The organism is Photorhabdus australis DSM 17609, assembly GCF_000711895.1.
Taxonomy (GTDB): Bacteria; Pseudomonadota; Gammaproteobacteria; order Enterobacterales; family Enterobacteriaceae; genus Photorhabdus; species Photorhabdus australis.
The window spans coordinates 22,966-30,911 of the sequence record NZ_JONO01000059.1; the positions used below are offsets into that span (position 1 = coordinate 22,966).

The 7,946-nt window shown below is 38.1% G+C and carries 5 protein-coding genes and 1 pseudogene; 3 read left to right on the top strand and 3 right to left on the bottom strand.

Annotated features, from left to right (window positions below):
- Positions 1–7 precede the first annotated feature (7 nt).
- Together darB and darA-a are read right to left on the bottom strand one after the other, a co-directional pair.
- Positions 8–2,377: a darobactin export ABC transporter permease subunit gene (gene darB / locus BO26_RS15185; protein ID WP_036772811.1), complete on the bottom strand. Its 2,370-nt coding sequence runs from the start codon at positions 2,375–2,377 to the stop codon at positions 8–10.
- A gap of 427 nt (positions 2,378–2,804) precedes the next feature.
- Positions 2,805–2,972 (bottom strand): peptide antibiotic darobactin A, encoded by a 168-nt coding sequence (darA-a, locus tag BO26_RS23525; RefSeq protein ID WP_157835564.1) that lies wholly within the window; start codon positions 2,970–2,972, stop codon positions 2,805–2,807.
- 327 nt (positions 2,973–3,299) lie between these two features.
- Here darA-a and BO26_RS24920 point away from each other — a divergent pair, with 327 nt between their 5' ends.
- Entirely contained in the window at positions 3,300–3,425 is a 126-nt protein-coding gene (locus tag BO26_RS24920) for a hypothetical protein (RefSeq protein WP_477707039.1), read from the top strand.
- A 42-nt stretch (positions 3,426–3,467) separates the two neighbouring features.
- Here the strand turns inward: BO26_RS24920 and pyk are convergent, their stop codons facing one another.
- Positions 3,468–4,910, bottom strand: a complete 1,443-nt coding sequence (pyk, locus tag BO26_RS15190; RefSeq protein WP_036772814.1) for a pyruvate kinase — start codon at positions 4,908–4,910, stop codon at positions 3,468–3,470.
- Positions 4,911–6,343: 1,433 nt separating this feature from the next.
- Here pyk and BO26_RS15195 point away from each other — a divergent pair.
- A pseudogene (locus tag BO26_RS15195) lies at positions 6,344–7,609 on the top strand (lipase family protein); the annotation flags it as partial.
- Between the two features lie 82 nt (positions 7,610–7,691).
- A partial coding sequence (locus BO26_RS15200) for a contractile injection system protein, VgrG/Pvc8 family (protein WP_036772816.1) occupies positions 7,692–7,946 on the top strand: 255 nt, incomplete at its 3' end.

Consider the following 7,946-nt stretch of genomic DNA (forward strand, 5'->3'; position numbering starts at 1 on the left):
GTTAATCTCACAAAAATTTAGTCGCAGATAATTTTCTATAATTCACCAAATAGGTCGTGATCATTATAATAACGGTGAATATCATTGTAGCAGATAAGGCGAGAGCACTATATACAAAAGAATCAGTGTAAATCACACTATATTCGTCGAGTAAATAAACTAAAGTAGTTCTTCCTAATATATACGCGATGAAAATTGATGCAATTATAGGAATAACGCTTTTCGATAAAAAATGGATAAGATTTGTATAAATGGAACCACCAATAGATTCCATGATACTTAGCTCTCTTTTCATATAGTTAAAGTCAGTCATGCTGGTGGTAAAGCAGGCTATAATCAATAATAATATCGAGAAAATAGCAACAGCAGATGACAATTTTATCACTTTTAAATAATTATCATAATAAGAGTCAAATAAATGACTGGTTAAATTAATTTCATTTTTATCAAATCCGTGTGCTAATAATTCATTAATTACAGGTGAAAGGTTATTTATGTTATTGATATTTAGCGAAGCATATTTACTTTGATCATTCTTTATAAAAATTACTATTGGTTTGAATGGCTCATCTACAGCACCTAGATTAAAATCTTCTAGAATCTGAATAAATCTGATTTGGACTTTTTTACCCTCCATCGTGTACCAATAATAATTGTTAAAAATATCATCGTACTTGATAATTCCATTCTGTTTTAAAAACTCTCTTGTGACTAATGCGTTAACAACATTATCGTTATCGCTTTGGTATACTCGCTTATCATTACCAGCCAATATCTTCATTTTCCAGACATCGGTAAAGTTTTCGTCCGCAGTAATGACATTTGAAGATATATAATTATTTATATCTTGTTGGCCAGAATAATAAATAGTTACATTGTCTCTTGACATGTCAAATGGCTGCCAGTTACTAAGTGTTATTTTTGAAGTGCTATATTTTCTAGTAAGATCATAGCTGAATTCATTAATACTTAATTTCTTGTTATTGTCATTATTGATGGTGATTGATATTGTCCTGGTATTATCATATGGAGTATGTACATCAACAAGATGAATATATTGATTAGCCAATCCAGTGACTAAATAAATAGAAATGCCAGAAACAAGTAACTGGATAGCTAATGATGATTTTCTAAACCAAGCGGAAAAGGTTGATTCATATCTCATATCCATTTTTCGGTTTCTCTGATAAATATAGAAACGTAATGAGAATGAAAAATGTATTGATGAAACAAGAATAAACGCAATAAGAATAGAAAATATCCCCAGATATATCAGGTGGCTTGTTTCTAAAGTGTAGAATAGGTTTTTTATATATAGGGATGTATTGAATATGGTTATGATAAGTACCAGGAAAATAAAAGTGGAAAATACCATTCTTACCAGCATTATTGGTAGTGAATCACAAATAATATTGAAGGTCGATGCACCCAACGCTTTTTTCAATTGATAAATATCCCTTTTTTCTGATGAATCAGCGGAGGTTAAATTATAATAGTTTGTTAACGCAGCAAATAAAATGAAGGCGAATGCTATATATGAGCTATAGATGACTTCTTTTGATAAACCAATGGCAATTTCATCAGGTAATTTATCCTGGTAATGAATGTCTTTTAATTTTTTTAATGACAAATGAATAAATTCACTGGCAGTAAATGGAGCACCTGGGAGATTGGGTGCTTTTGTTTCAATGATATTATTGACAAATGCATCTTTGTTAAATGTTGTATTTTTATCAGTAAATTTTACAAAAATATAAGCGTGTGTATCATACCAATTGAATATTTCTTTATTATAGTCTTTTATAAGATTTGGCTTAAATGAAATAATCGCATCCATATTAAGACTCGAATCATGACGTCTTTCTACGATATCCTTGATGACATAGGTTTCATTATCCAGAGTAATAGATTTTCCTTTAGGATCTTCCAGTCCGAGATATCGGTTGTTGAAATCTTTTGTGATATAAATCTCATTTGCTCCTAGAGTGTTATCTGCTTTCTTAAAGGGAGATAAGGTATTCAGGAATTCATGACTCATGGCAAACACAGGAACTTTAGTGATCTTCTTACCTTGTAGTTCAATAGTAGTATTAAGTTTGAAAATGTAGTCTACGTGACTTATTCTTTCATTTTTTTCCAATTCATCAATGAGTGGCAGAGGAGATTTTGCTGATCTTATTTTTTCTCCATTAGGCAAATTGAATGTGGTTTCTACCCGGTAAAGGTTGCCATTGTCCTGATAATAGTTATCGATTTGAGTATCTGAATAGAAGGCGGTAGAAAGTAAATAGAGGGCTAATATCGCTATTGATACCGAGAGTATCGATACCGATATATTGAAACGCTTCATAGATTTTGAGATGTTAATAGCGTTCATTTATGGCTACCGTTCCTTACTTAGCAGATTAAATTGTGAAGATAAGCTTCCGGGTATCGTGTTTGGATATCGATATTTTAGTTTTAGAGTATTTCACATAACATACATGAAGATCCAACTAAAATGTTTTTCTTTGTCGATATTGATTTTTTTTCGTGTTATTACCCTTTTGGGTTACTGTGGTCTATTATGTTTTCATGTAAAAACGGAAAAGTCTAATAATATTAGTGGTAAAAGTTAACTATGTTCAATAGTGAGATTTTGAGTTTAAACAACTATATCTGTTATCTTTCAAGTTGTCTCTTTGTTGACTTATATTGTTCAAATTATTATATTAACATTATGAAATTATTTAGGATAACCCTAGTGAATGCATAGGATTATCCTATGGTTAAAGTTCAATAAATTTCTTATTTAATTGAAAGAATTAAATTTCCTGAAAGCTCTTCGACCAATTCCATGCGGTGATTTCAGGAATCTTTGGCTTATTGCTTAATTCATTCAGTGATTTCTCGGTAATTGAGAGCTCCGTTTCTTTGAATGATGCTGCAAGGGAATTTAACGCTTCTTGAGTATTAACTGAAATATTTTGCATGATAATCTCCATTTTATTTTTACCGGGGGTTAATTAACTTACTGCTTCTTTCCTTCAAGTGAAAATATTATCGGGAAATATTTTATTTCCATATGGAAAGTGCTGATATCAACGCCTAATTAGTAATATTATGTTGAATAATTGTCAATGTGTTTTTCTGTTTTTTATGACTCAATCCAAAAGATAAAAATAGGTTCTTTTAGACATGTCAGGTTATTACCTTGTGATTAAAGATTAATAACATCCCTATACCTTTCGCCCTTCAAGTTGCCTCTTTGTTGGCTGCGTTCACTTACCCCAGTCACCTAGTTATCTATGCTCTTGGGGATGCGTTCACTTGCCGCCGCACTGCAACTTGAAATCTATTGGGTATATAGAGAAGAGACGGTAAAAACTTATTTTACCGCCGAGTTGCCTTGGATTAAACGGGATGCGCCACTCTTCTTGATCTAACTTAATTCCCTGAAAATTTGGCGCAAGAAATGTTGTAACGTTTTATTCCACTTCAAGAATACGGCAGGTGTTAGTACTGCCAATTTTGCCCATCTGGTCGCCTTGAGTAACCAGAACAAGGTCGCCGGAAACCAGATAACCTTTATCACGTAGACGGTTGATGGCTTCATTGGCTGCTGTTATACCGTCAGTATGACTACTGCAATAAACCGGTGTAACGCCACGGTAAAGCGCCGTTTGATTCAATGTTTTTTCATGACGAGACATAGAGAAGATGTGCAAGCCAGAACTAATGCGTGACATCATCCGTGTGGTGCGACCTGATTCGGTCAGTGCGATAATCGCTTTGACACCTTTTAGATGGTTTGCTGCATACATGGTGGACATGGCAATAGCTTCTTCGGTACTTTCGAAAATGGTGTCTAACCGATGTTTGGATACATTGAGTCCTGGCATTTTTTCGGCTCCCAGACAGACCTGAGCCATGGCGGCAACCGTTTCAGCTGGGTATTGGCCTGAGGCTGTTTCAGCGGAAAGCATCACTGCGTCGGTGCCGTCGAGAACTGCGTTTGCTACATCCATAACTTCTGCGCGGGTAGGCATTGGATTGGTGATCATGGATTCCATCATCTGGGTAGCGGTAATGACCACACGATTCAACTGGCGTGCACGACGGATGAGTTTTTTCTGCACGCCAACCAGTTCTGGATCACCGATTTCTACGCCAAGATCACCGCGGGCAACCATCACAACATCGGAAGCCAGAATGATTTCGTCAATGATTTCATCACTGCTGACGGCTTCTGCACGTTCAACTTTTGCCACGATTTGCGTTTCACAACCGGCATCCCGCGCCAAACGACGGGCATAATTAAGATCTTCGCCAGTGCGGGGAAAAGAGACTGCGAGATAATCAACACCAATTCTGGCGGCGGTAATAATATCTTCTTTATCCTTTTCGGTCAGCGCTTCAGCGGATAAGCCACCACCTAGCTTGTTGATGCCCTTATTATTAGACAGTGGGCCGCCAACAGTGACTTCCGTGAATACTTTCATGCCCTGAACTTCTAATACTTTCAGTTGAACACGTCCATCATCCAGCAGCAGAATATCACCCGGTACGACATCAGCGGGTAATCCTTTGTAATCGATACCGACTTTCTCTTTATTGCCTTCGCCTTTGCCAAGGTTGGCATCAAGTAGAAATTTGTCTCCGACATTCAGGAAAATTTTGCCCTCTTTAAAAGTTGATACGCGGATTTTAGGTCCCTGAAGATCGCCAAGAATAGCGACATGGCGACCCAGGCGGGCTGCTATTTCGCGAACTTTATTGGCGCGCTGGATGTGATCTTCTGCTGTACCGTGGGAAAAGTTGAGGCGGACTACGTTTGCACCAGCGGTAATAATCTTTTCAAGGTTATTATCGCGGTCGGTAGCCGGACCAAGGGTAGTAACGATCTTCGTTCTTCTGAGCCGTCTGGACATGTATTACTCCGTTGACCTGTGAGTATTTATACCCGTCATCTTTCAAGTTGCCTCTTTGTTGGCGGCACTCACTCACCCCGGTCACATAGTTCTCTATGCTCCCGGGGATTCGCTCTCTTGCCGTCGCGATGCATCTTGAAATCTATTGGGTATATAAAAATAATCAATAATCTATTAATTATCCTATAAAACGAGTAAAAAAACCTCTTCGGCAATCCAGCTATGAAGGCTGTTTACAGATTGCATTTTTAAAATTACCGTCAGTCTATGCTATCAGTCTGGCAATTTAATAAATAGTGAACAAAAACACAGCATTATTCCAGACGCTTATTTACCGGGTATATGCACTATCCTTTCATCTATTTATTTTGTCCCTTACTATATAATGGATTAAATATTTATATATGGGAGCAGTATTATGCTAAAAAATGCAGTATGGAAGGCGGTAAGGCTTCTTATGGCTAGTGGTGTTGTACTGACCGAGATTAGATGATGTTCGAGATATATTGCCGGATGTCGTCACACATGAAGAAGGGAAGTGATATTGATGAACAAATTAGGTCCGTTGGATGGTATTGATTGCATGAACATTTTAAGACATTGAATAGTGTTCCAGTTGGGTGGATGAATGTGTTGGCTTATGATCGCGGGGATAAGGGAAACTGACTCTACAATGACTAATGGAAGGGCAAATGGATTGAATATCCCGATGGGCAAATTGAAACCGATACCCAGAAAATCGAATATCAGTTATAAAGTCATTTCATCAGAAAAAACTAAAATAACTTGACAATAAGTCTCTGCCTCAGGTAATTAATCATCCATAATGAACGATGGGGGATATTTTATTCTGTTATGTCACCGGGTAAACTCTAACTTTTTCCAACGTACATATTTCTATTGTACATATTTCCATTGTACATAGTATTCAGTCATATGTTCTCTGTATCTACGGAGATGAACCATAAATAAAGCGGTCATTCGATTTATTTCAACCACTGTTCCCTGTGTTTACAGGGATGAGAACGGATTGGCGTCTATTGTTGCCCGGACAGAAACATTATTATTCCCGCAGAGCTCCTTTAGGAGTTGAATATTCTGGAGGAAGGGTAAATATCAGCGACAATGCTATTGGTGACTGGAAAATAAAATAACTTAGTAAGGGTTATCTGCCAACTCTATTTAAATACAGTTAAGGAAAAAATGCACATTGGATTATTGGATTATGGCTCTGTTATGTCAGCGGGTAAATCCTCACATTTATCTATCCTAATAATCCTAAGTACCTGTTCTTCGTATCTACGGAGATGAACCGAGAATAACAGCGTGGTCATTCGATTGGCTGTCATCATTATTTTCCTGTATTTACGGGAATGAGAACCGCTTGTATTTCTGGGTGTAGTCGCAATTAAAGATATAGAGTCGTGATATTGATGAGCAAATTAGGTCCATTGGATTGTATAGACTGTCAGAATATCCTGAAACACTGGGTAGAGTTCCAATTGGTGGATGAGCAAGGCGAGCCGATTGTGAATATGCCTTACCGGTTGAGAAGTCGGGGAAATCAGCGAGATGAACGTCGGGGGGTAACGGATGGTTTTGGTGTGATCAGGGAAGAAACCTTTCCACCCCATCCGGTGAGATTGTATATCGGTACTCAGGAGCTGGCGAATGAGATGGAGAGGCATCCGTTGCGGGAAAAACGTGGTGAAGAGGCATCGGTGGTGAAACCAAAAGCGGAAGCTGAAGGCCATCAATATCGCTATGTGACGATTGGGCAAATTAAGGTAGAGACATTGTCGGCAACCCCGATTGTTTATGATGTGCCGTTTAGTGAACGTTATACCCGGGTGGAGTTTATTGATTCAAAAGCTGGGGACAATAAACAGGGTAATACCCAGCTGTTTTATGTGGCTAGCGAGCATGATTTAATTGTCAGCTGGCGAGGTACAACCAATATGACGGATGCTGTTACGGATGCAACGTACCAGCCTTTGGGATTAGATTGCGATGAAAAAGCCCTGTGCAGTGGGTTTATTCACAGTGGTAAAGTGCACAAAGGGTTTTGGGAAGCATTTAGTTTGGTTGAAAAGCTAACAATTCCTAGTGATAAAAAGAAAGAAGTGTTTAGTGACGTTTTGGATTTGGCCGCAAGCAAAAGATTATTTATTTGCGGCCATAGTTTAGGTGGTGCACTGGCATTGCTGCATAGTGCACAACTGAAAGAACATAATCCTTGTCTTTACAGCTATGGGATGCCGCGAACATTAACGCGCAGCGCAGTACAGGAACTGACAGCTATTACTCACTATCGCCATGTGAATGAAGATGATCCGGTCCTCGCTGTACCACCGGAAAAAAATCTGGATAACTGGTTTTATCGTTGTTGGGGGCCGCTAGGTTATCTGTTTAGCCCCATTGAATTGCTAGATTTTACCGACAGCGGGAAAGTTTATCTGCATCATGGAAAAATAGTACATTTTTGTAAAATCACGCTGGTCATTGAATGGCTGGAAGAGCGTAATCCAAGCAATCATGTGCGACTCAGAACCACATTACCGACCAAAACAAAATTGTATTTAATTCCGTCACTCAACCCTGAAACAGAAAATAATCTGAAAGAGGCTGGGAATATTCAGAAAAGATTTTTTCAACAAATCAGTGAGGCAGATAAAGCTAAATGGTTTCCGCTGAATGAAAAGGAAAATAAAATAATGCTGAAAAGGTCTTATCACTGATTTGTTTAAATATAAATATCAACCTGATAAATAAGGAAATGTCATGAACGCATCCCACACTTTATTAAACGCGGAGCTGAACGATGGATTACACTTTCTCTGTCAGGTTACCGATTTGCCGGAGAAAACGTTTGCGGTCGCTGAATTTTCTTTACAGGAGGAATTGTCCCAGTTATTTACGCTGTCTTTAACTCTGGTCAGTAAACGGGCCGATATTGATTTAGAATCACTGTTATTACAGTCGGTGAAATTCCGGGTGGTTTTTAATGGCGTGGAACAACGTCAGGTCAGTGGTGTT

Coding starts and splice junctions, on each gene's coding strand:
- darB (WP_036772811.1), bottom strand. CDS start 2,377: ATGAACGCTATTAACATCTCAAAATCTATGAAGCGTTTCAATATATCG.
- pyk (WP_036772814.1), bottom strand. CDS start 4,910: ATGTCCAGACGGCTCAGAAGAACGAAGATCGTTACTACCCTTGGTCCG.
- darA-a (WP_157835564.1), bottom strand. CDS start 2,972: ATGCAAAATATTTCAGTTAATACTCAAGAAGCGTTAAATTCCCTTGCA.
- BO26_RS24920 (WP_477707039.1), top strand. CDS start 3,300: ATGCGTTCACTTGCCGCCGCACTGCAACTTGAAATCTATTGGGTATAT.